Source organism: Sphingobacterium sp. BS-2, from assembly GCF_046161205.1.
Lineage (GTDB): Bacteria > Bacteroidota > Bacteroidia > Sphingobacteriales > Sphingobacteriaceae > Sphingobacterium > Sphingobacterium mizutaii.
This window is the reverse complement of sequence record NZ_JBIXGO010000021.1, coordinates 80,726-101,615: the sequence shown is the minus strand read 5'-3', so window position 1 is coordinate 101,615 and position 20,890 is coordinate 80,726. Positions and strand designations below refer to the sequence as shown.

13 protein-coding genes are annotated in these 20,890 nt (G+C 39.8%); 7 read left to right on the top strand and 6 right to left on the bottom strand.

The annotated features are described in order from the left end of the window. Nucleotides 1–10: 10 nt before the first annotated feature. From ACK2WI_RS16575 to trmD, 3 genes are all read right to left on the bottom strand, one after another. Complete coding sequence (locus tag ACK2WI_RS16575) at nucleotides 11–589, bottom strand: anthranilate synthase component II (RefSeq protein WP_409151629.1); 579 nt, start codon at nucleotides 587–589, stop codon at nucleotides 11–13. Continuing rightward, entirely contained in the window at nucleotides 589–1,992 is a 1,404-nt protein-coding gene (locus ACK2WI_RS16570) for an anthranilate synthase component I family protein (protein ID WP_409151628.1), read from the bottom strand. The genes ACK2WI_RS16575 and ACK2WI_RS16570 overlap by 1 nt, the downstream gene beginning before the upstream one ends. A 241-nt stretch (nucleotides 1,993–2,233) precedes the next feature. Further along, a complete protein-coding gene (gene trmD / locus ACK2WI_RS16565; protein WP_409151627.1) occupies nucleotides 2,234–2,911 on the bottom strand; it encodes a tRNA (guanosine(37)-N1)-methyltransferase TrmD in 678 nt (225 codons plus the stop codon). Nucleotides 2,912–3,312: 401 nt separating this feature from the next. Between trmD and ACK2WI_RS16560 the strand changes: the two genes are divergently transcribed. The 4 genes from ACK2WI_RS16560 to ACK2WI_RS16545 all read left to right on the top strand — a co-directional run bounded on the left by ACK2WI_RS16560 (nucleotide 3,313) and on the right by ACK2WI_RS16545 (nucleotide 13,636). After that, complete coding sequence (locus ACK2WI_RS16560; RefSeq protein ID WP_409151626.1) at nucleotides 3,313–6,483, top strand: SusC/RagA family TonB-linked outer membrane protein; 3,171 nt, start codon at nucleotides 3,313–3,315, stop codon at nucleotides 6,481–6,483. Between the two features lie 13 nt (nucleotides 6,484–6,496). Further along, on the top strand, nucleotides 6,497–7,945 hold the full coding sequence (locus tag ACK2WI_RS16555) for a SusD/RagB family nutrient-binding outer membrane lipoprotein (RefSeq protein ID WP_409151625.1): 1,449 nt from the start codon (nucleotides 6,497–6,499) through the stop codon (nucleotides 7,943–7,945). A 1,003-nt stretch (nucleotides 7,946–8,948) separates the two neighbouring features. After that, complete coding sequence (locus ACK2WI_RS16550) at nucleotides 8,949–12,110, top strand: SusC/RagA family TonB-linked outer membrane protein (RefSeq protein WP_197700947.1); 3,162 nt, start codon at nucleotides 8,949–8,951, stop codon at nucleotides 12,108–12,110. Nucleotides 12,111–12,124: 14 nt separating this feature from the next. Next, nucleotides 12,125–13,636, top strand: a complete 1,512-nt coding sequence (locus ACK2WI_RS16545; protein WP_409151624.1) for a RagB/SusD family nutrient uptake outer membrane protein — start codon at nucleotides 12,125–12,127, stop codon at nucleotides 13,634–13,636. 97 nt (nucleotides 13,637–13,733) lie between these two features. Here ACK2WI_RS16545 and ACK2WI_RS16540 read toward each other — a convergent pair whose 3' ends face one another. Next, complete coding sequence (locus tag ACK2WI_RS16540) at nucleotides 13,734–15,362, bottom strand: IS1182 family transposase (RefSeq protein WP_409151623.1); 1,629 nt, start codon at nucleotides 15,360–15,362, stop codon at nucleotides 13,734–13,736. A 135-nt stretch (nucleotides 15,363–15,497) separates the two neighbouring features. Beyond that, complete coding sequence (locus ACK2WI_RS16535; RefSeq protein ID WP_313189484.1) at nucleotides 15,498–16,559, bottom strand: Mrp/NBP35 family ATP-binding protein; 1,062 nt, start codon at nucleotides 16,557–16,559, stop codon at nucleotides 15,498–15,500. A 113-nt stretch (nucleotides 16,560–16,672) separates the two neighbouring features. Here ACK2WI_RS16535 and ACK2WI_RS16530 point away from each other — a divergent pair, with 113 nt between their 5' ends. Further along, nucleotides 16,673–18,751, top strand: coding sequence for a transglycosylase domain-containing protein (locus ACK2WI_RS16530; protein ID WP_409151622.1), 2,079 nt, complete (start codon nucleotides 16,673–16,675; stop codon nucleotides 18,749–18,751). A gap of 2 nt (nucleotides 18,752–18,753) precedes the next feature. Then, complete coding sequence (locus ACK2WI_RS16525) at nucleotides 18,754–19,305, top strand: phosphoribosyltransferase (RefSeq protein ID WP_093101046.1); 552 nt, start codon at nucleotides 18,754–18,756, stop codon at nucleotides 19,303–19,305. On the opposite strand, the gene ACK2WI_RS16520 is transcribed toward ACK2WI_RS16525, so the two are convergent. Further along, nucleotides 19,298–19,864, bottom strand: a complete 567-nt coding sequence (locus ACK2WI_RS16520; protein ID WP_409151621.1) for a DNA-3-methyladenine glycosylase I — start codon at nucleotides 19,862–19,864, stop codon at nucleotides 19,298–19,300. The genes ACK2WI_RS16525 and ACK2WI_RS16520 overlap by 8 nt on opposite strands. A 47-nt stretch (nucleotides 19,865–19,911) precedes the next feature. Between ACK2WI_RS16520 and ACK2WI_RS16515 the strand changes: the two genes are divergently transcribed. Next, nucleotides 19,912–20,886, top strand: a complete 975-nt coding sequence (locus tag ACK2WI_RS16515) for a DUF4271 domain-containing protein (protein ID WP_093101043.1) — start codon at nucleotides 19,912–19,914, stop codon at nucleotides 20,884–20,886. Nucleotides 20,887–20,890 lie beyond the last annotated feature (4 nt).

Below are 20,890 nucleotides of genomic sequence, written 5' to 3'. Positions count from 1 at the left end.
TAAGAGGGAATTAATTCTTGCCTTTGATCCAGTTGGCAATCAAGGTCTTTCCATTGTCTGTCAATATGGATTCCGGGTGAAATTGCATGCCTTTCACATCATACTTACTATGGCTCAAAGCCATGATCACGCCGTTAGGGTCTACTGCAGTGACTTTTAAATCTTCATTTAAACTGTCTGGATCTACCGCCCAAGAATGGTATCGGCCGATTTTAGAATTCTCGGGGAAATTCTTGAAGATAGGTTCTGTAGGATCGGTCACCTGGATGCTGGTTGCCACACCATGCAATGGTTTAGGCATATTGTACAGCTTAGCTCCAAAAACCTCAGCGATAGCTTGTTGTCCTAAGCAAATGCCTAAAATGCTTTTGCTGGGTGCATATTTGCGGATGACATCCAATAACAGGCCGGCTTCCTCAGGAATACCCGGTCCCGGCGATAACAAGATCTTGTCGTATTTCTCGACATCCTCGAGTTCAAACTTGTCATTCCTAACGACTTCATAACGCTCGTTCAATTCTTGAAGGAGGTGCACCAGATTATAGGTGAAGGAGTCGTAATTGTCGATTACTAATATTGGCTTGCTCATTATAATGTTTCCGCTAATTCTAAAGCCCTGCGAAGAGCTGATATTTTATTGTTTACTTCTTGTAATTCTTTTTCCGGATCCGAATCCAGTACAATGCCGGCTCCAGCTTGGTAATGCAATACATTCTGTTTGCTCAGGAAGGAACGGATCATGATGGCATGGTTAAAATCCCCATTAAAACCCATAAATCCTATAGCGCCTGAATAAAATGACCTTTGCAGACCTTCGTATCGGTCGATCAAGGTGATTGCCATGTGCTTTGGAGCACCAGATAGGGTGCCTGCCGGGAAAGTATCTCCAACCACATCAAAAGGATTGGTATTTGGGTTCAGGGTTCCACTAACCTTGGACACTAAATGGATAACATGCGAATAATATTGCGCCTCTTTGTAGGATTTCACCTGGACGTGGCGGCAATGCCTGCTCAGGTCATTTCTGGCTAAGTCAACCAGCATTACGTGCTCTGCACTTTCCTTCGGGTCATTCTTCAATTCTTCCGCAATCTTTTCATCGAGGTCCATATTCCCCGTCCGCTTGAAAGTCCCGGCAATAGGGTAGATTGTTGCCTGATCATTCTTGATCGTTAGCTGGGCCTCTGGGGATGAACCGAAGAGCTTAAAATCTCCATAATCAAAATAGAATAGATAAGGAGAAGGGTTGATCGAACGCAGTGCTCTATAGACATTGAATTCATCTCCCGAAAAAGGAGTTTCAAATGCTCTTGAAGGAACGATCTGAAAAACATCACCTCTCTGTATATGTTCCTTCATTTTATTGACTAAGGCCTTGAAGTCTTCGTCCTTCATGTTTGAAGATTCCTCACCTTTTACTTGGAAGGTATATTCAGGGAAGTTCTTGTTCTGGATCAGGAATTGAAGCCTGTCTAAATCAGAAGGTTCGTTTTCCAATAGGTTTTCAAACACATGCAACTGGTTCCTGAAATGGTCAATTGCGATGACGTATTTGTAGATATGGTATTGCAGCGTCGGAATTTTCCGTCTGTTGTTTTCTTTGGCCGTCAATTCAATGTCCTCATAGAATTCCACGGCCTCAAAGCTGAAATATCCGAAAAGGCCATTGGAAATCACATTTACATCAGGAACTGCATCTGCTTCAAAAGATTTCCTGAAATTTGAAACCTCTTCTCTCAAATTAAGGTCTTTTGCGTTCTTTAAGGTTTTCTTCTGGTTCGGTAGGCCGATGCTGAGTTCCTCGTTTTCCAAGATGATGCTGGCGATCGGTTGGCAACAGATATAGCTGATGTTGTTGTCCCGGCTATGGTACTCCGAACTTTCCAAGAGCAGGCTGTTGGGGAAAGTGTCGCGCAGTCTAAGGTAGATGCTTACCGGTGTAGTCGTGTCCGCTAAGATCTTCTTATGGTTAGTTTTGAATTTAAAGTTCATATAAGTGTTTAATAGTTTCCAAAAATAAAAAAAGCCCGACGAAATACGTCGGGCTACCATTCAGTGGTTTTGGTTGATTATGAAAATTTTTATCTAAAATATACCACCTTCCCGACTTATATAGTCAGAAGCCACCAACGGTTAGTATATTGAATTACAGTCATCATTGCATCACAAAATTAATAGAAAAATTGAATATTCAAACTTTATTTGTGAAAAAAGCAAAGATTAGGCAGGATTTTTAGTCATTTAGCAAATCGGGCCTTCTTTGTTTTGTTCTGATAAGTTGTTGCTCATGACGCCATTCTGTGATTTTGGCTTCATGTCCACTCAAAAGGATGTCAGGCACCTTATGGCCATTCCAGTCTACCGGTCGGGTATAGATTGGCGCATCCAACAGCCCATCCTGGAAGGAGTCGGAGAGGGCAGAGGTCTCATCAGAGAGCACCCCCGGGATGATCCTGACGATAGAGTCGACCAATATGGCCGCCGGTAATTCACCTCCTGAAAGCACATAGTCACCAACTGAAATCTCACGGGTGGTATATATGTCCCTGATCCTTTGGTCAATCCCTTTATAGTGCCCACATAATATCATGATATTCTTGGCCGAGCTTAGTCCATTGGCTATCCCTTGGTTTAAGGTCTCCCCATCTGGAGTCATATAGATGATCTCGTCATATTCGCGCTCAGATTTTAGTTTCTCTATACACGCTGCAAAGGGCGCAATTTGCATGACCATTCCGGATCCACCACCATAAGGATAATCGTCCACTGATTTCTGTTTGTTCACGGAATAATCCCTCAAGTTGTGAACATGGATGGAACACAACTCTTTTTTTTGCGCACGCTGAAGAATAGAGTGGGCAAAAGGGCTGTCCAATAATTGTGGTAATACGGTGATGATGTCAAAACGCATACGCAAATGTACATGATTATTGGGTAAAATGGGTTTAAAAATACATTTAGAAAAAAAGAATAAGTTTTGGTTAACAATTTCTTATTGTAAAATTAATTTAATTTAATATTTTATATGAAATTAATTTTTATTACACAAGTGTATTTTATTTAATGATTAATAGTGAAATATTTTTCAATAATCATAAAAAATGATTAAAATCACTCCTTTTCAATTAACCAAGAATGGCATAAAATATAATTTTAATAGTGTTTTAAGTTTAATTTCGAAAATTTCAAAAAATAAATGCCCTTTTTTTGCATCCCCAACAGCATATAAATAGATTTGGCGCTAGTTTAACAATACTAACTTTTTGCCAAGAAAAATTAGAACCCAATTTTTATTAACTAAAAACAAGAAACATGAAACAAAGATTACTCAGTGTTCTGTTGCTGTGTACTATGCTAATTGGCGTCGTGCATGCACAAGATCGGCAAGTGAGTGGTAAAGTGACAGCGGCATCTGACGGCAGCCCTATTGCAGGCGCTTCAGTTAAAGTTGTAGATCTTAATTCCGCTACACAAACTGATGAATTTGGAAATTATTCAATTTCCGTACCAGCGAATGGCAAACTAACCTTTACCTACATTGGTTATGAATCCCAAACCATTACCGTTGGTTCTCAGACAACTATTAATGTGCGTTTAGTTGGCGGAGAAAATGACCTAGAAGAAGTCGTGGTAACAGCTCTAGGTATTGAAAGAACTAGAAAATCAATTGGTTATTCGGTTCAACAAGTAAAAGGCGAAGACCTTACCCAAGCTAGACAAGCAGATTTAAACACTGCTCTAGCGGGTAAAGTTTCTGGTATCCAAATCAGAACCGGTTCTGGTGCTAAATTCGGTACTGCAGCTATCCGTATCCGTGGTATTAATAACTTGACAGGAGGTAACCCTATCTACGTAGTGGATGGTGTGATCACGGGACCTGAATATGTTAACAACGACGATATCGAAAGCCTATCCGTTTTGAAAGGTCCTGCAGCAACTGCTTTATACGGGCAACGTGGTGCAGAAGGTGCGGTCGTGATCAAAACCAAATCCGGTAAAGCAACTCCTGGAATCGGTATTGAAGTAAACCAAGCCACTTCATTTGAAAATGTTTATGGCTTACCAGCATATCAAAACGAATATGGTGGTGGTTACAACCAAGAGTTTTCTACCTTTAAATACGATCCTTCAATTCATGCTGATTATTTAAAAGCCTTAGATGGTGCTAAATATTACAACTTCTCAGCAGATGAAAGCTGGGGTCATAAGTTGGACGGTAGCATGATCGCGCCTTGGTACGCTTGGGATCCAACCCATCCTAAATTCGGCCAATTAGCTGCTTTCTCTCCTCAACCAGACAACGTAAAAAGCTTCTTCGAAACAGGTATTACCGCAAGTACTAACGTAGCGGTTTCAAAAAGAACGGACGATCTAAATTCAAGACTTTCCTATACCAATTTGAGCAGAACTGGGGTTATGCCTAATTCTAAACAAGGCAAACATTGGTTAGGTGCTAATGCAGCTTTGAATTTAAGTGATAAATTAACAGTTAGCACAAACCTTAACTTTATTTTTGAAGATCGTTTCAATACACCTATCGACGGTTATAGTTCAGGTCCTCAAAGTTCTTTCAACCAATGGTTTGCAAGAAACTTGAACATGGATGATCTTAAAGATTACCAAAGACCTGATGGTACGTACAGAAGCTGGAACATGATCTCTCCAACCAATACAGCCCCTAAGTACTGGGACAACCCGTATACACATGTGTACAAAAACACAGCGAAAGATATCAGAAAAAGATTGTACGGAAACGTAAGTGCAGTGTATAAATTCAATGAACACTGGAAAGCTTCTGCAATCGCTCGTGGTAACTTCTTTAACGGTGAGCAAAACTCTAGGATTGCTTCCAACACACTTAGCCAAGACGAGTACTACCAATACTTGAACAACCAACAAGAATTGAACTTTGTAGGAAGTCTTGATTATACAACCAAGATTCAGGATTTTGATATTGCTGCTTCTGTTTTCATTGAAAACAGAAGAAACAAACGTACATATACAGATGCACGTACCGCTGGTGGTCTTGCTGTTCCTGATTTGTATACCCTATCTGCTTCAAAAAACAGACCTACTCTTAACTCTTTCTTAAGCGATTATAAAGTAAACTCCTTATACGGATACATTACTTTAGGTTTCAGAGATTTCTTGTTCTTAGAAGCTAATGCAAGAAATGACTGGTCTTCAAGTTTACCAAAGAAAAATAACTCGTACTTATACGGAGGTTTGTCTGGATCATTCTTGTTCTCTGAATTTATTGAGTCAGATTGGTTCAGCTATGGTAAATTAAGAGCTTCCATCGCTCGCGTTGGTACGGATACTGATCCATTCAGGGTTGCACAGACTTATTCCATCGGAAATCCTTATGGCTCTAGTCCTTTATTGACAGTTCCTAACCAATTGGTGAATACAGAACTTAAACCTACGCTATCTTCATCTATTGAAGTAGGTACGGAATTAAGATTCTTCCATGACCGTTTGACTTTTGATTACAACTACTACACACGTTCATCAAAAGACCAAATTATTCCTTTGACGGTAACTTCAGCATCTGGATATGCGACTACAGCGATCAACGCTGGTCAAATTGACAACTGGGGTCATGAGTTCTCATTAGGTGGTACACCAATCAAAAATGATAATTTCTCCTGGAACTTGAATGCAAACCTTGGTATCAACAAAAACAAAGTTGTTGAATTATACGAAGATCCAGTAAATAATATCGTTGTAAACAACTTAAGAGTTACAGTAGATGGAACTAGAAACTCATTTGGTTTCGTAGGAGCACCGCTTATCGCTGTTAATGCTCGTAAAGGTGAAGCATTCGGTATGTTGACGGGTTCAGGTTTCAAAAGAAATGACAAAGGCGAAAAAATCGTTGGAGCTGACGGATTCTATGTACCTACTTCTGGTGACATCGATCTAGGTTCTATCCTTCCTGATTTCACAGGTGGTTTAACTTCACAGTTCAACTACAAAGGAATTACTGCTGGTTTCTCGCTAGACTTTCAAAAAGGTGGTAAATACATGTCTATTTCTTCCATGTTCGGTAATGGTTCTGGATTGTACGAAGAAACAGCAGGTGTGAACGATAAAGGAAACCCTAAACGTGATCCAGTTGATCAAGGTGGTGGTGTTCTCCTTGATGGTGTGAAAGAAGATGGTTCTCAAAATGATGTGTATGTAGATGTTCAGCAACTATACCAAGACAAATTGAACTCAGGTAACATTTGGGAAAACTGGGTATATGATGCATCATATGTCAAAATGCGTGAAATCAACGTAGGTTATACTTTCCCTGACAGAATGTTTGGTAAAACTCCATTCAAGAAAGTTTCCTTAACCCTGATTGCACAAAATCCATTCTTGATTTATGCTAAAAACAGAAACTTTGACCCTTCCATCTTAGAAGGTTCATGGTTCGAAGGTGGTCAGTTGCCTAACACAAGGACATTTGGTTTTAATCTAAGGTTTAGCCTGTAAATCTATTAAGTTTATGAAAAAGAAATTTTTAAATACAATACTTGGATTTGTTTTGATTGGTCTTTCAGTTTCTTGTACCAAAGATTTTGAAGAGATTAATAAAGATCCAAATAATCCAGCCGATCCGAATACCGAGCTGTTGATAAGTAATGTGATCCGTCAAATTGGTAACCAAGGAAACGGTATCGCTGGTTGGGCAAAGGATATTTATCCTCAATATATGGCCGAGATTCAATATACCAATGAGTCTAGGTTCCAAAATAAGTTCTATGATTTTTCAGCTTATTACAATGGGCCATTATTGGATGCACAGACCATCCTGAATTTAAACTCTGATCCAGCAACTGCAAATTTGCCTTATGTTCAAAAAGGTGGAAGCACAGATAACCAAATTGGGGTGTCCAGAATTTTGAAAGCCTTCTTTTATCTGCACATGACAGACAGATGGGGAATGTTGCCTTACTCAGAAGCCTTAAAAGGAAAAGAAGTATTGACGCCAAAATTTGATACGCAAAAGGATATTTATGCTTCTTTATTGAAAGAATTGAAGGAAGCTGCTGCTCAGTTAAAACCTGGTGAAGCCTTGAACGGTGATATCCTTTTTCAAGGAAATGTTTCTAAATGGATAAAATGGGCCAACTCTTTACGTATGGTTGCTGCTATTCACCTAGCGGATGTTGATCCTAATTTAGCTAAAGCGGAATTTGCTAGTGCTTATGCTGCAGGTGCAATCGCTAGTAATGCTGACAATGCAGTTTTTGCCTATTTGAACGATGCCAATAACCAAAACCCACTTTACAACAACTATTTCGTTGGTAAGAGAACGGATTATGCGGTGAGTGAGAAAATGATCGGAACTTTAGAAGACCTAGAAGATCCTCGTCTTCCAGTTTACGCAGAAAAAGTGGTTCAAGGTGGTGGTTATAAAGGTATGCCGTATGGTTTGGCTAATGCGGATGATGATTTGAACCAAGAAACAGTTTCGTTGATCGGTAAAAAATTCACTGCTCAAAACTATGGTTTGCCAATCACAACCTATGCGCAAATTCAGTTTATGTTAGCTGAGGCTGCTTTCCGCGGTTGGGGAACTGGAGACGCTGCTACTTTTTACAAAAAAGGTATCGAAGCATCCATGCAGCAACAAGGGGTAACTGCTCCGGCATCATATTATACACAAAGTGGTGTAGCTTATAGTGCAGCAAATGGTTTGAAGTTGATCATTACCCAAAAATGGTTGGCTAACTACCAGGCGAATGGTTATGAAAGTTGGGTTGACTGGAGAAGAACTGGATTCCCAGAATTACATCCTGGTCCAGCTCCTTTGTCCATCGACAAAAAGATCCCGGTTCGTCAGGCATACCCGAATACGGAAGCTGGTCTGAATGGTAAAAACTATGAAGCAGCAGTAGCCGCACAAGGACCAGATGAATTGAACACCAGACTTTGGTGGGATACTAAATAATATTAATACCTATGAAGGGGCCGTCCACAAATTTGGCGGTTCCTTTTTTAAATGGTTCTTAAGATATATCGAGTAGAAGCTAATGATCTTCCATCCGAAATTGAATAAGTAACTAAATAATATTGTGTTTGTAATAGGCGGTTAATGCTTAGCCCTAAGATAAACTGCCTTTATATTAATCGGGGTTGAGCAGTGTTCAATCCCTTTTTTTTTCTCAGCCATACTCCCTAAAAGCTGTTTTTCAAGGTTTTGTGAAATGAATTATACTTTTGTTCTTTAATCGTGTGTAATATTTCTCCTAAAGAAATATTGTGGATTTAAAGGTTTTAAACCCGTTTTTGTGTTCAAACACCCATTTTAACCGCGAAATTCAAGAGATAATCTTAAAGTAACATGCATTTTACATATTATATGTAATAAATTTTTTTTGGCGAATTATTGAGTTTCAATAAAGACCGTGTTGTGAGAAGTGTTTGATGGATAAATCGAAATTATATTCTGATTAACGAACATGATTATGACTGTTGTTTTGAAATTATGTCCATGCCGTGATGAATGTTTCGTTTTTGATCTCTAGGTATTTCGATGTCGTAACGTGTATATAATTTTACTTCCCCTAAAAGCTTGTTTAAACATCTAAATGTGTCAATATTTTACCAAAATTTCAATCTTGATTTCTAAATAACAGTAATTCAGTGGGATAAGGGAATAATAATCTCGTTAATATTAAAAAAGTTTTATTCATTTCAGTCAAATAACTATTAAATGGATGCTAATTATTATAAAATTTAACGTAGAAACTTATAATAGTTAACAATTCAACTTTTCTGTTACCTATTTGATAAAAATAATAGGTTACAGGAATTTATTTGTGAAATATTTAAGGTAAGTCTATATTTGTCGACTGTTTAACAAATTTTAACAGACTCTGTTTTAAAACTTTTAATTAATAGCAAAATTTATGAAACACAAATTACTCAGCTTAATTTTTGTGTTAACCTGCATGATTAGTGTAGCGTTCGCACAAGATCGTCAAGTGAGTGGTAAGGTAACTTCGGTTACTGACGGAGCACCCTTAAGTGGTGTATCAGTAGCGCTAGTGGGAACTAGTATTGCTACTCAGACAGACGCAGATGGAGGTTACACGATTACTGTAGCGGACGGTAAGACGGTATTGAACTTCTCATTTGTAGGATATACTTCCAAAAGAGTTGATGTTGCTAACCAAACAACTGCCAATGTACAATTAGTAGAAGATGAAATGTCTTTGGATGAAGTTGTCGTTGTGGGTTACGGTAGCACAACCAAAGAAGCTTTTACAGGTTCTGCAAAAAAGGTTGATGGTACGAAATTGCAACAAAAAAACACTTCAAATGTATCGCAGGCAATCGCTGGTGAGGTCGCTGGTCTTCAAGTAACCAATACTACAGGTCAGCCAGGTACTGCTTCAACAGTACGTATCCGTGGTTTTGGTTCGGTTAACGGTAACCGTGACCCATTGTACGTGGTTGACGGTGTGCCTTTCTCAGGTAACATTACTTCCATCAATAATGCAGATATCGATAATGTAACAGTATTGAAAGATGCTGCTGCAACTGCTATCTATGGTTCTAGAGGTGCTAACGGGGTAATCGTAATCACTACTAAAACTGGTAGAGGACAGAGCTCATTTATTGAAGCTGATGTTAACTTCGGTACAAACATGTCTTTATTGCCTCGTTATGATGTGATCAAATCCCCTGAAGAATATATTGGCTTAAGCTGGGAAGCTATGTACAACGAAGGTGTATTAGCTGGAGAAGATGGTGCTGCATATGCTAACGAATATTTGTTCTCTGATAGAGGTATCAATCCATTGAACAACCTTTGGAACGTAAGTTCAGTGTCTGATCTAATCGATCCGGTAACTAGAAAGGTTAAAAACAATGTAACTAGAAAGTTTGATCCTGAAAACTGGGAAGATCATGCTTTCCAAAACGCAGCAAGAACTGACCTTAACGTTAGATTCGGTGGTGCTACAGATAAAACAAACTACTTTACCTCTTTCGGTTACTTAGGCGATAAAGGGTACTCAATCAACTCTGATTTCGAGAGATTTACAGGTCGTGTGAGCTTAGACCATAAAGTGACCAACTGGTTGACAGTGGGTATGAACACCAACTACTCGAAAGTGGAAAGAAATACAGGTGGTCAATCGGAAGACTCAGGAAGCATTTTCTGGTTCGTTGACAACATCCCTTCTATCTATCCTTTGTTTGAGCGTGATGAAAACGGAAACAAAATCGATGATAACATCTTCGGTGGTTATGTATACGATTATGGAACGAACTCAGGCCGTAAATTCGGTTCATTAACCAACGCGATCGCTGATGCAACTTATGACATCAAACGTCATAAACGTAATGAATTGAACGGTAGAGCTTATGTTAACTTCAATATCATTGATGGTTTGACATTCGAAAACTCTTTAGGTATCCAGTACTATAACAATATCTACAATGACCGTGCAAACAAATTCTACGGAAGTTCTGCATCTCAAAACGGTTCATTGTACCAAAGTCGTACAGAGCTGAACTACTTCAACTTATTGAACTTATTGCGCTATAGAAAAGATTTCGGTGATCACTCATTGGAAGCATTGGTTGCACATGAGGCTGTTAAGTGGGAAAGCAATATCTTGAATGCTTCTGGTTACAACTTAGTGGACAACAACATCCTTGATTTCAATAACGTAATCGTTTCTAACCCAGTTAAATCGTACACGGAAGCTTATGCTTTGGAAAGTTACTTCGGACAGGTTAACTACGATTACAAAAATAAATACTACTTATCCGGAACAGTAAGAAGAGATGGTTCTTCTAGGTTCAAGAAAGATAAATGGGGAACTTTTGGTTCATTAGGTGCTGGTTGGATTGTATCTAATGAAAACTTCATGCAAGACCAAGATATTTTCAATTTCTTGAAATATAAAGTTTCTTACGGTGTTCTTGGTGAGCAAGCTGGTGTTGGTTACTACCCAGGTTACGACTTGTACAGTGTAGATAACTTGAACAACAACCCTGCATTCTCATTCGTAACTAAGGGTAATGAGGACTTGACTTGGGAAACTTCCAAAATGTTCCAAACAGGTATCGAGTTCGAATTAGGTAACTATATCTCTGGTACAGTTGAGTACTATGTGAAAAATACCGACAACTTAATCTTCGATAGAGGTGTTGGTCCATCAATCGGTTACCCTACAATCAAAGTAAACGACGGTCAATTAAGAAACCAAGGTATCGAATTTGATTTGGTAGGTCACATCCTTAAAGGTCAAGATTACTATTTAGATCTAGGTATCAACGGTGAGAGTTTCAAAAACAAAATCACTAAAATGCCTATCGAACCTTCCACAAACTTACCTAAGGAAATTGATATCCAAGGTGTTTATGGATGGTCTAAAGATCACTCTCTATACGATTTCTACATGAGAGATTTCGTAGGTGTGGATGCTGAAACTGGTGAGAGCCAATTCAAAGTATTCTATACAGACAACAATGCAAACGGTCAATTTGACACTGGTGAGCAGATCACTTCAATGGCTTTGTTCGACAATCCTGAAAACAAAGAGATCAAAGAAGGAACTACAACCGTTTACTCAGAAGCAACTCAACACTATGTTGGTAAATCTGCTATCCCTAAATTAAGAGGTGCAGTGAACTTGAGAGCGGGTTACAAAGGTTTCGATTTAAGCGTACAGATGTTGTATAGCTTAGGTGGATATGCTTATGACGGTGCTTACGCAATCTTAATGAACAATGATGTGATCGGTGGTAACAACTGGCACACAGATATGTTCAACAGATGGCAACAGCCTGGTGATATCACCAATGTTCCAAGATTGAATAATGACAATGATGTTGGTGTAAACTCTTCATCAACTAGATTCTTGACATCTGCAAATTACTTGATGTTGAACAACGTAAGATTAGGTTACAACTTCAAAACTAATGTGTTAGATGCTATCGGTGCAAAAGCATTAGGAATCTGGGTTTCTGCAGATAACTTGGCCATCGCTTCAGCGAGAAAAGGATTCAATCCTTCAACTCACCAAGCTGGTTCATCAAGTATGTACAGATACTCTCCTTTATCAACTGTAAGTGCAGGTTTAAGAGTTAAATTTTAATAGTTAGATAAACAATGAAAAAGTCATTAAATATAGTGTTGATTTCATCCCTGTTGTTTACTGCTTCTTGTAGTAAAGACTTCTTGGATGAAAAACCAACAGAAGAACTTTCAACCGAACAGTTGGAAGAAGCTGCAAAACAAGACCCTGCTTTGTTAAAAGGTAATATTGCAGGTCTTTATTCAACCATGTACAATACATTCTCTGCGCAAGGTGCTGATGAAGAGAGTCATGACGACTTTGGTCAAAAAGGTTATGACATCTATACAGACATGTTGTGTTCTGATATGGTATTGGCGGGAAGAAACTATGGTTGGTATGATCAAATCGCTCGTTACATCACGACAACTGATTATACTAAATTAGAAGCTAGCCATGCTTGGAAATATTACTACAAGATCATTTTCGCTGCTAATACGGTAATTGATGCTTTGGGTGGTACAGATGTAGAAATTCCTGCTGAAGATATCGAACAAAGACATATTATGGGTCAGGCTAAGGCGATGAGAGCTTATTCATATTTCTACCTAGCAAACTTATACGCTAAAGAGTATGGTACTGGTTCTGAAATGATCTTACCGATCTATACATCTACTGATCAGCCTAACCAACCTTTGTCAAGCACCAAGGATGTGTATGACCTGATAGTTTCTGACTTGAATACGTCTATTGCTTACTTAGATAATTTCAACAGAACAAGTAAAGATCAAATCAATAAATATGTAGCAAAAGGTTTGTTAGCTTATGCATTAGGTGCTAGAGGTACACAAGCTGATTGGCAACAAGTAGTTACGTTGACCAATGATATCTTGGCCAATGGAGGATTCCCTTTAACTACAAAACGTGAATCTGCTGCTATTCTAAATGAAAATGGTATTGTAACAAACCCTGAGTCTGGTTTCAACAACGTAAATACACCAAGTTGGATGTGGGGTGTTGACTTGACCTTAGCGAGTAACCTTGACTTGGTTTCTTGGTGGGGACAGGTAGATTACTTTACCTATAGCTATGCAGCTGCGGGTGACCCTAAAACTATCGACAAAGGTCTTTACGACAAAATTCCTGCTGATGACGTGAGAAAATCTCAATTCAACGCTAAAAACTTAATGCCACTCAATAAATTCTTTGCACCAGAGCGTAAAGCAATGGGTCAAAGAAATGTGGTTACGGATTATATCTATATGCGTGTGGATGAGATGCAGATCTTGAACGCTGAAGCTTATGCGAACTTGAACAATGCCACTTCTGCTGCAGAGTCTTTGAAAAAAGTAGTGAGCCTAAGAAAAGCAGATGTAAACTATATTTCTAACCTTTCTGGCCAAGCTTTGAAGGATGAAATCTATTTACAGACCCGTATCGAGTTCTGGGGTGAAGGAAAAAGTTACCTAGCGATGAAACGTAATAAAGCGACCATCACTAGAGGTTCAAACCACCTTTCTTTCCCTGGTCAATCTTATAGATACAATGATGAGAAGTTGACTTTCCCAATCCCTCAAGTGGAAATTCAAAACAACCCTCAAATTTAATAGACTAATTTTTAAATGCTATATAGAAGGTGTCTAAAAAGGCACCTTCTTCTGTTTTATAGCTTTCTGGAGCTCAATTATAATTTCATGAGCAATATTAAGCTGCATGTCGATGTTTTGTACTTTTCAGCATGTTGATGGCTTGATTTATCGCAAATAGGAAGTTTTTGCCACCTGGTTTACCAATAAAAGCTTTGTTTTTCCACTTTTTTGCCCATTTTCTTAGGCTATGGGCAATAGCCATCAAGCCGAACTCCACGGTAACTTTCTCCAGTCCCTTCATACTAAATCGGGTAAACCTGTTGTTGCTTTTCATCTCTCCAAATACCGCTTCGACTTCCACGGGTCTTTTGCTTCGATGGTATAGCCCCTGTGCCGACAGTAACCTTTCTCTAGCTCTGGCCTTAAGCCAAGCAAGGCGGTGATTGACTTCCATCAGACGATTGCCCTGGGCTTTATGACATCCACCACGCATCGGACAGCCCTCACATCGCTGAGCTTGATAGCAGCTCACCTGGGCGGTATATCCGTTGGTACTGACCTTGGTTGTTTGTCCGACAAAGCTCAGTTTCTGTCCTGCCGGACACACATAAAAGTCCTCCTGATCATTGTAATATAGGTTCTGTACCGAAAAAGGATCCTGCTTATGCTTACGCTTCTGCTCCATATGGAAGTAGTTGTACTTGATAAAAGCGGTTATATCCTGTCCTTCCAACAACTCATAGTTCTGCTCACTGCCATATCCGGCATCTGCCACGATTGATTCACTCTGCTTTCCGTAACGGGACTCTAAGCCTTCCAAATGTTCCGGTAGGGTTGTCGTGTCTGCGGTAGTCTGATGGATACTATAATGGGTGATGAACTGTTCCTCGGTACTGATCTGTGTATTGTAGGCGGGTTTGAGTTGGCCGTTCTTCATGTGGTCCTCTTTCATGCGCATAAACACAGCATCGGTATCGGTCTTGCTATAACTATTGCGGTCCCCTAGTATTTCCAGCTGTTCTTCATATTTCTCCAATCGGGGCAAGTAGTCCTCTTCAAGCTTCTTGAGCTGCTTATCGGTAGATTTATTCGCTCCTTTGAGCGTAGCATTGATCGCTTTGATCTTTTCCTTCAGCTGAGTGCTGTCGATAGCCTTGCTAACTTCTTGATTACCTAATGAAGATTGGTCTTGGGTTATCTGCGCATCAATATCGGCAAGGACCGAAGCGATGTTCGCTTCTAACTTTACCTTGTTTTTCTCAACCGATTTCTTCCAGACAAACGTATAGCGACCAGCTGCAGATTCGATCTTGGTACCATCAACATACTGGACTTTCAGGCTGACGTACTCCAGTTCATGTAACATCCGGACGATACCTGCAAACAGCTCCTGTATTTGCCCTTTGAGACGCTTCCCCCTGAAATAGTTGATCGTGCGATAATCAGGTGTGCTGTTGCCCGAAAGCCACATGAAATAGATGTTCTCTTGTAAGGCCCGTTCAATCTTGCGGCAAGAATAGATATTGCTTAAATAGGCGTGGAACAACACTTTGATGAGCATCCGGGGATGGAAACTCGTGGTGCCTCCGCCTTTATAAAGTCGGATGATATGATCCAGGTCCAGCTGGTCAACAACCTGGTCCACCAAGCGGACCGGATGGTCCAATGGAATGCGCTCAAAAATATTTTCAGGAAATAGACTCGGACTATTGGATGGAAGAGCTTTGAATTGTATGTTTGCCATATTGTTTTTTGGGTGCACCTTAAGATACTAAATCTTAAGGACAAAAAACAGAAAACCCCGCCATTTTTTAATGACGGGGTTATTTTTTTAAGAGACCTTTTTAGACAGCCCCTTTCAAATTTCTATGGTTGATCCTTATGCTTTGGCAGCTAGGATACTTAGTTCCTGTGCAACACGTCCTGCAATGTCAGCAAAAGCCTTTGCTACAGGTTCATCCTGATCTAAGGCAATTGGGAAGCCATTATCGCCAGCATCGGCCACAGATTTAACCAATGGAATCTCGCCTAAAAACGGGACTTGGTTGTCTGCTGCAAGTCTCTTGCCGCCATCTTTTCCAAAAATATAGTATTTGTTGTCCGGTAGTTCCGCAGGTGTAAAGTAGGACATGTTTTCAATAACACCAATGATAGGCACTTTTACGCCTTCCATCTGGTACATGGCCATCCCTTTGATCGCATCAGCCAAGGCTACTTGTTGTGGTGTTGTTACAATCACCGCTCCTGCTATAGGATAACTCTGTGCCGTAGTGATATGGATGTCTCCGGTACCTGGAGGCATATCCACGATCAGGTAATCCAATTCTCCCCAATCCGTATCGCCAAACAATTGCTTGATTGCCGATGTTGCCATCGGACCTCTCCATGGAATAGGTTGGTTCGGGTCGGTAAAGAATCCAATAGACAGAAGCTTTAATCCGTACCTTTCGACAGGCACGATCCTGTTTTTACCATCTGGACCTTGAGAGGACTGTGGTTTTGCACCTTCCACACCAAACATCAATGGAACCGAAGGACCATAGATATCGGCATCCAATAATCCGGTTTTTGCACCGGTATTTGCTAGGGCCAATGCCAAGTTTGCTGCGACGGTGGATTTTCCTACGCCACCTTTTCCAGAGGAAACCAAGATAATGTTCTTGATGTTTTTCAATTGGGCGGTATCAACAGCGCGAACTCTTGCCGTCATGTTGATTTCAACTTCTACTTCCTTGGAAACAAATAAGGCAATGGCGTTTCGGCAGGCATGTTCAATATGTCCCTTTAGTGGACAGGCAGGTGTGGTGAGTACCACATCAAATTTTATTTTATTCGGTAATATTTCAATGTTTTCGATCATGTTGAGAGTTACCAAGTCCTTTTTTAGATCTGGTTCTTCCACATGACCTAAAGCATGTAAAATCTGTTCTTTAGTAATCATGGATTTAAATTAATTTACCAAAGCTAAAGAAAGAAGCTCAATATCTTGTCATAATGATGTTTTTAATGATTTTTGCATATTTTTACCTTAATCTTCGGTTTTCACATTAATATATGTTAGACGCAAAAAATATCAAGATTCCCGATTTCAGTTTCGTTAAGAAGAGATGGTGCATTATAACTGCAGCGAGCATCCTAGCGGTGTTGTCAATAGGTTTTATATGGGCGATGTCTGTGCGTGGGGATATGCTGAACAAGGCTGTAGCTAAGGTGCAGAAGAAATTGAAGGATGATTATGCTTTGAATTTTGAAGTCCAAAAGTATGAATTTGCAGGTTTGACTACCGTAGATTTTCAGCGGGTAAAGCTGGTTCCCGACAGTTCAGAACAATTGGCTGCCATCGATGAGTTCAAGGTGTCTGTCAAATTATTCCCCCTACTTTCAGGAACGGTACAGCTGGATGAATTAGACCTTAAAAACGCGGATATTACCTTGGTCAAGCATGATAGTACTGCCAATTATGATTTCCTATTCCGCAAGAAGTCTGAAGTAGACAGTACCAAAGAAGTGACCGAAACCAAGACCTTGGCCGAAACCATTGATAACCTTTTGAAGAGAGCTTTTCAGGCAGTTCCGGATAATTTGAATTTAGAAAATGTAAGCCTGTCCTTTCAAGATTCTTCTTCTACCCAAGTGGTGAAGATCCCAGAAGGGAAGGTCGATTACGGCGATTATGATATTGATGTATTCCTGAATGAGCAAGAAGCGAAATGGAATTTTAAAGGGAACATCAATTCCAGCCGCCAAACTGTGAATGTAACCATATCCTCGGACAATAAAGAGGCGCAAATTCCCTTTATCGGGAGGAGATTTGGCTTGAATGTAAGCTTTGATGAACTGAGCTTCCATTTGGATAATGTGTCGCGTAAAGGCAAGGAGAGTTTGGAAATGTTGGGGGGCGTAAGTGCCAAGAATTTGAGGGTCAACCATCATCGACTTTCGGAAGAAACCATTGTTTTGCCGGGTGGGTCCGCAGATGGTGGATTCTTGGTCTCTGAAAATACGATAGAATTAGTGCAGGGCACCAAGGTAGAGGTAAAGGATTTCTCCTTTCAACCGAAATTGAAATTTACCCGTAAACCGAAGAAGATATTGGAAATGGCGGTACATACCGGCATGTTCAAGGCGCAGAATTTCTTTGATGCGCTTCCTGTAGGCTTGTTTGAAAACCTGGACGGAATTCAAGTGGAAGGTGAAATACAATATGATATGGATTTCAACGTGGATCTGGATAATCCAGATGAATTGAAATTTGCTTCGAAGATCAACGATCAGAACCTGAAGGTGAAGAAATGGGGCAAGGCTGATATTGCTGCGCTGAATGGTCCATTTGTCTATGAGGCCTATGAGGATACGCTGAAGATGAGAGATATTAAATTGGATGCATCCAATCCTAATTTCATGCCATTGGCACAGATTGCTCCGATTTTGAAGAAAACGGTGTTGAATACGGAAGATCCGTTTTTCTATAAACATAATGGTTTTGAGTTGGAGGCTTTCCAACTCTCGATCGTGACGAATATCAAGGAAAAGAAATTTAAGCGTGGAGCCAGTACGATCTCCATGCAGCTGATCAAGAACCTGTACCTGAACAGGAACAAGACGATGATGCGGAAGTTTGAAGAGATTCTGTTGGTATGGCTGATGGAACAATCCAAGCAGGTGAGGAAGGATCGCTTATTGGAAATCTACCTAAATATCATCGAATGGGGTAAAAATGTATATGGAATCTCAGAGGCTTCTAAATATTATTTTGGTAAGACTGCTTCAGAGTTGACCATTGGAGAGAGTCTGTACCTTTCTAGCATTATTCCTAGGCCGAAAACTGGCTTATCATCCTTTGATTATACCGGACATCTGAAACCGTGGGTCATGAAGCATTTCAATACTTACGGCTACATCATGAATAAAATGAACCAGTTGGAAGGTGAAAATGTTCCCGGAAATTATGGATTCTATCAAGTTGAATTGCAGCCTAATCTGCGTCCGCCAAGACCGAAAGGAGTGCCTGATTCGATGATGAACCATGATGACATCAAAGATATGGTGGATGAAATCGATAGGGAGGAAAGGATCCGCAAAGCATTATTGGAAAAACTATTTGGCAAGGGTAGTTCAGAACAAAACGATTAATCATGAAGAATATATTTATCGACGATTTGGAATTTGAGCTCATGATTGATTATGAGCAGATCCAAAAAAGGATTCGCCTGATTGGGATTGATATCAATCTCAGGTATGAAGACCAGCATCCGGTATTTGTCGGGGTTTTGAACGGTTGCTTTATGTTTATGGCCGATTTGATGAAGCAGGTCCATATTCCATGTGAAATGTCTTTTGTGAAGTTGGCTTCCTATGCGGGTACTGATCAAGGTGATATACACGAGTTGATAGGGGTGGGGATGTCATTGGAAGATAGGCATATCGTGATCGTGGAGGATGTGGTGGATTCGGGGAGATCCTTGGTCCATACCATCGAGGCCTTGGAACGATTGGGCGTAGCTAGTATTTCCGTTGCAACGCTGTTGCTGAAACCGGAATGCCTTCTTTATTCCTTTGACAATATCATGTATGTGGGATTTGAAATCGAGAAGGAATTTGTAGTAGGCTACGGATTGGACTATAATGGCCAATGCCGTAACCTTCAAAATATCTATAAGAATATCCCGCGTACAGGGGCTATCTAAAGCTGCAGGTGGCCAAATGGTCATTCACCATACCAACGGCCTGCATATAGGCGTAACAGGTGGTTGAGCCAAAGAATTTAATGCCTCTCTTCTTCAGGTCCTTTGCGATGCGGTCCGAAAGATCCGTGGTAGCAACAGCATGCTCTAAACTTTCCAGATTGTTGATGATAGGTTGCTGATCCGGAAGAAAGCCGTATAGGTAGTTGTAAAAGCTGCCAAATTCCTTCTGAATCTCCATAAAGGATTTTGCATTATGGATCGTGGCGTTGATCTTCAATCGGTTCCTGATAATTCCTGGGTCTTGCAGCAGTCTTTCTACATCTTCCTCAGTGTATTTTGCTATTTTCTTGTAGTCAAAATTGGAGAAAGCTTTTTTATAACCCTCCCTTTTCCTGAGGATAGTGATCCAGCTAAGGCCCGCCTGAGCGGATTCAAGGATTAAAAACTCAAACAGTATTTTATCGTCTTTTACCGGTTTGCCCCATTCTTTGTCATGGTACTCTTTGTATAATTCATCAGTGCCGCACCAACCGCATCTTACAATTTCTTTTTTACTCATATTTTCAATTTCTAAAGCAATTATTTTGTCCTAACTTTACGCCTTTCATGAAGGACATTAACGGATTCTGTATAATATGGATTTTGATCATTAGCAGCATTTTCTATGCTCCTAAAGGCTATGCCCAAGAATTACCTGTTGATTCCGTAGAATTAGTGGATTCTCTCGCTATCAAAGACTCTTTAGCTCGCTTGGCTATCTTTGAATCTTTGGACAACAATCTTAAAAATAGTCAAATTATTCTTTTTCCTGATAAAGGAATCAATTATTTGAAATTGGCGTATGATGCTACCCTGAAAAAGGGGAATCAGGGGCTGTATTTTGGGATGGATCAAGTTGGAGCCCAGCATGGGCAATCTGTTTTGCAGGATGGGATTGAGAAAAGCAATCGACCCGCTTGGGTTTTGTTGATCGTATTTCTGCTGTTCTTGATGTTAGGGGTGCTTCGGATTGTCTTTCCGGTAGAACTCAAGATAATTGTCGATGCCTATTACAAAGAACGATTATTGCTGCAAGTCAGTAAGGAAGATAACCTAGCGACCTCATGGCCATATATCTTTTTGTACGCAGTTTTCAGTTTGTCCTTGGGATTGTTTGTCGTTGTGATCATGTCAAGTTTTGACGACAAAAATTATCTTACTTTTGAAAACTTCCTGAAGAACTCCGGATTTATCGCTTTGCTGTTTATTGCAAAGATCTTAATCATCCGCTTTGTATCATTTGTATTTCAATTGGAAAAAATTGTAAGGGAATATATTGCTATTCTGTACTTAGTTTATTTTAATAGCATGTTTTTCTTAATGCCGTTTTTACTGGCTGTTGTGTTTATTCCTGCCTATTATTTCCAAACTATCTCAATAATTTACATTTGTATTGTAATTATTTTATTCTCGTATAGGTTTATTAGGACTGCTTTTCACCTGTTCGGTCATTTCAAATTTTCTATTTTTTATTTAATTCTTTATCTTTGCAGTCTCGAATTAGCACCAATTTTGATATTAGTGAGATCACTAAGTAATTAAGAAA

What these genes read in the sequence shown, in the direction of transcription:
- ACK2WI_RS16575 (WP_409151629.1), bottom strand. Translation starts at nt 589, where the DNA reads ATGAGCAAGCCAATATTAGTAATCGACAATTACGACTCCTTCACCTAT.
- ACK2WI_RS16570 (WP_409151628.1), bottom strand. Translation starts at nt 1,992, where the DNA reads ATGAACTTTAAATTCAAAACTAACCATAAGAAGATCTTAGCGGACACG.
- trmD (WP_409151627.1), bottom strand. Translation starts at nt 2,911, where the DNA reads ATGCGTTTTGACATCATCACCGTATTACCACAATTATTGGACAGCCCT.
- ACK2WI_RS16560 (WP_409151626.1), top strand. Translation starts at nt 3,313, where the DNA reads ATGAAACAAAGATTACTCAGTGTTCTGTTGCTGTGTACTATGCTAATT.
- ACK2WI_RS16555 (WP_409151625.1), top strand. Translation starts at nt 6,497, where the DNA reads ATGAAAAAGAAATTTTTAAATACAATACTTGGATTTGTTTTGATTGGT.
- ACK2WI_RS16550 (WP_197700947.1), top strand. Translation starts at nt 8,949, where the DNA reads ATGATTAGTGTAGCGTTCGCACAAGATCGTCAAGTGAGTGGTAAGGTA.
- ACK2WI_RS16545 (WP_409151624.1), top strand. Translation starts at nt 12,125, where the DNA reads ATGAAAAAGTCATTAAATATAGTGTTGATTTCATCCCTGTTGTTTACT.
- ACK2WI_RS16540 (WP_409151623.1), bottom strand. Translation starts at nt 15,362, where the DNA reads ATGGCAAACATACAATTCAAAGCTCTTCCATCCAATAGTCCGAGTCTA.
- ACK2WI_RS16535 (WP_313189484.1), bottom strand. Translation starts at nt 16,559, where the DNA reads ATGATTACTAAAGAACAGATTTTACATGCTTTAGGTCATGTGGAAGAA.
- ACK2WI_RS16530 (WP_409151622.1), top strand. Translation starts at nt 16,673, where the DNA reads ATGTTAGACGCAAAAAATATCAAGATTCCCGATTTCAGTTTCGTTAAG.
- ACK2WI_RS16525 (WP_093101046.1), top strand. Translation starts at nt 18,754, where the DNA reads ATGAAGAATATATTTATCGACGATTTGGAATTTGAGCTCATGATTGAT.
- ACK2WI_RS16520 (WP_409151621.1), bottom strand. Translation starts at nt 19,864, where the DNA reads ATGAGTAAAAAAGAAATTGTAAGATGCGGTTGGTGCGGCACTGATGAA.
- ACK2WI_RS16515 (WP_093101043.1), top strand. Translation starts at nt 19,912, where the DNA reads ATGAAGGACATTAACGGATTCTGTATAATATGGATTTTGATCATTAGC.